The sequence below is a fragment of the Streptomyces sp. genome, from assembly GCF_035563135.1.
GTDB lineage: Bacteria > Actinomycetota > Actinomycetes > Streptomycetales > Streptomycetaceae > Streptomyces.
Map to the genome: position 1 here is coordinate 1 of NZ_DATMVN010000402.1, position 2,767 is coordinate 2,767.

The 2,767-nt window shown below is 70.5% G+C and carries 4 protein-coding genes and 1 riboswitch; of the genes, 3 read left to right on the plus strand and 1 reads right to left on the minus strand.

Annotated elements, in window-relative coordinates; translation table 11 throughout:
* Together VN520_RS17575 and VN520_RS17580 are read left to right on the plus strand one after the other, a co-directional pair.
* Window positions 1-331: cupin domain-containing protein (locus VN520_RS17575; protein ID WP_325747873.1), on the plus strand; the 331-nt coding region annotated here is incomplete at its 5' end.
* Window positions 332-431: 100 nt separating this feature from the next.
* A complete protein-coding gene (locus VN520_RS17580) occupies window positions 432-605 on the plus strand; it encodes a DUF6126 family protein (protein WP_325747874.1) in 174 nt (57 codons plus the stop codon).
* Window positions 606-614: 9 nt separating this feature from the next.
* Here the strand turns inward: VN520_RS17580 and VN520_RS17585 are convergent, their stop codons facing one another.
* Window positions 615-1,439 (minus strand): tyrosine-protein phosphatase, encoded by an 825-nt coding sequence (locus VN520_RS17585; protein ID WP_325747875.1) that lies wholly within the window; start codon window positions 1,437-1,439, stop codon window positions 615-617.
* Between the two features lie 412 nt (window positions 1,440-1,851).
* Window positions 1,852-2,014, plus strand: a riboswitch (cyclic di-AMP (ydaO/yuaA leader).
* A gap of 1 nt (window position 2,015) precedes the next feature.
* Here VN520_RS17585 and VN520_RS17590 point away from each other — a divergent pair.
* Window positions 2,016-2,767, plus strand: a 752-nt coding sequence (locus VN520_RS17590) for a LysM peptidoglycan-binding domain-containing M23 family metallopeptidase (RefSeq protein ID WP_325747876.1), incomplete at its 3' end; no start/stop codon positions are given.

Genomic DNA, 2,767 nt, shown 5'->3' on the forward strand with positions numbered 1-2,767 from the left:
TAGGAGCCCGGCCTCAGGACCGGCAGATGTCGGTCATCTCCGCCCGGTCCACGACCTTGACCCGGTCGCGGTCCCGGGCGGCGCCGAGGGCGATCTCGTGCGCGTCCATCCCGGAGAGGAGTGGCTGTACGTCCTCGACGGCCGGCTGCGGGTCGTGCTCGGGGAGACCGTGCACGACCTCGATCCGGGTGACAGCGCGCACTTCGACTCGCTCACCCCGCACCGGATCGCGGCGCTCGACGCCGCCGGGGCGCGCCTGCTCTTCGTCCACACGCTGCTGCAGAGCCCGGCCGCCGAGCTGTGCCTGGGCGGCGGGACGCACCGGTTCTGATCCCGCGGGCCCACCGGGCGCGTCTTTCGCCACCGCGCGCCCTGCGGGATCGCGCCCCCTTTCACCGCACCGGCCCGAGCGGCCGGAAGAGAGGACCGTCATGTCCGATCCGGAGTACTACGACCCGCTCGCCTCGCGCAGGCCGAAGAGCGCGGACACACAGGAGCGGCGCATGCCCCGGGGACTCGTGATCCGGCTCATCGCCTACCTGGTGGCCGGACACGTCGTCGCGGCCTTCCTCTTCCTTCTCTTCACCGTGGCCGGCAAGGGCTGACTTCCGGCGTCACGCGTCCTCGACGAGACGCTCACGCAGCTTCTCGCGGGTCTCGTGGCTGACCTTGAGCCCTTCGAGGAGGTAGCGGTCCGTGCTGCCCCAGATCTCCTCGATGGTGGCGAACGCCGCGTCGAGGTATTCGGCGTGGGCGCCGAAGAGCGGATTGAGCAGCTCCATCACCTCGTCGGACATCCCTACGGGCGAGGTGTCGCTGCGCTTCACCTTGTACCGGCGGTGCGCGTCGTTCGACTTGAGGTAGTCGGCCTCGATGGCCTCCTTCTCGACACCGACCGCGAGCAGCGAGACCGCGACCGACAGGCCGGCCCGGTCCTTGCCCGCCGCGCAGTGCATCAACGCCGGCACGCTGTCCTCGGCCAGCGCGTGCAGCACGCGGCTGTGTTCGGCGGTGCGGTCCTTGATGATCGAGCGGTACGAGGCGACCATCCGCTCCGTCCCCTTGCCGTCGGCCAGGATCGAGCGCAGCTGCTGGATGTTCCCGTCGCGCACCAGCCGCCAGAACTCCGCCCCGTCGGCGGGGTCGGAGAGAGGGATGCTGACATTCCGGACACCGGGCAGCTCGACGTCGAGGCCGTCCAGCTTGTGGTCGGCGGCGTTGCGGAAGTCGAAGATCGTGTGCAGGCCGAGCCCGGCGAGAAAGGCGGCGTCGGCCTCGGTGGCGTGGGCGAGGTGGCCGCTGCGGTAGAGGCGCCCGTACCGCACGGTGCGGCCGTCCACGGTCGGAAGCCCGCCGACGTCGCGGAAGTTGCGGACGCCGGTCAGGGCGACGTCCGTCGGCTCGGGGCGGACCTGCGGGACCTCTGGCAACTGCGTCACAAGGGCTCCTGGAGTGTCAGGTGTCGGCGCCGCTCGCCGACGGGGCACGCCCGCGACGATACGACATGGCTGCACCGGGCAACCGTCTCGGCCGTCCCGGTGCTGGGGACACGGGCGACAGCGGTCACAGCATGTCCGTATTGGCGCATTTAATGGAACATGCCCTATTTGCATGGGAGATGGTGTGAACCAGGTGAGCGGGATCATATCTGTGACGGTGCGTGGTGGAGGTGCCGAGGGCCTTTCCGGACGCCGAGCGGAAAGCCAAGATCCGTAATCCACGGAGTGTGACGGGAATGCGGTACCGGAAATGAGGAACGGATTCCGCTCCTCGGCCGGCGGCTTGTCCGTGGCGTCCCGGCTCGCTTACGGTCACGGTCAATCCGGACGGAACGCCTAATCCTGCCGCCGCCCGGAATCCGCACCGACTCACGTGTGGCAGGAGCGGGGGAACCAGGTAGGCCGCCGGCCGGAGGGATCCGGTACGGCTTGGGGTCAAGTCGCGCGCACCGCGCGGCCGGGCATCTCCAGTCCGAACCCGACAGCTCACCTCGCAGGCGCCGGAGAGGAAACCCCATGCCCGCAAAAGGCAAGCACCGTCGCACGAAGACCGGCCCGATCTCCCGTGGCGTCCTTGCCGCAGGGACCGGCGGCGCCGTTCTCGCCCTCCCGCTGATCGGCGCCACCGGCGCCCACGCCGCCGGGCAGGCCGCTCCGGCTGCCGAGTCCGCCGCCGCGCACAGCGCCCCCAGCTCCGCTTCCGCTTCCGCGGCGAAGGGCGCCCCGAAGACCTACTCCGTGGTCTCCGGTGACTACCTCGCGAAGATCGCTGCCGACAAGAAGGTCAAGGGCGGCTGGCAGAAGCTGTACCAGGACAACCGTGCCGTCGTCGGTGAGGACCCGAGCCTGATCCTCCCGGGCATGAAGCTGACTCTCGGCGCCAAGGCGTCCGGCTCCGCGGAGAAGTCCTCCGGGGCCGCCCCCTCGACGGCGAAGAAGGCTGCCGCCCCGGCTGCCCAGGCCGAGAAGGCTGCCGCCCCGGCCGCCCCGGCCGAGAAGGAGACCGCGGCGGCCACCGGCACCGGTGCGTCGGAGAGCAGCAGCTCCGGCTACGCCGCTCCGGTCGAGAACGCCAATGTCACCACCCAGTACCGGGCCTCCGGCGCCAGCTGGTCCAGCGGTTACCACACCGGCTCCGACTTCCAGGCCGCCTCCGGCACCAGCGTCCGGTCCATCGGTCCGGGCACCGTGGTCTCCGCGGGCTGGAGCGGCTCGTACGGCAACGAGGTCGTCATCCAGCACAGCGACGGCATGTACTCCCAGTACGC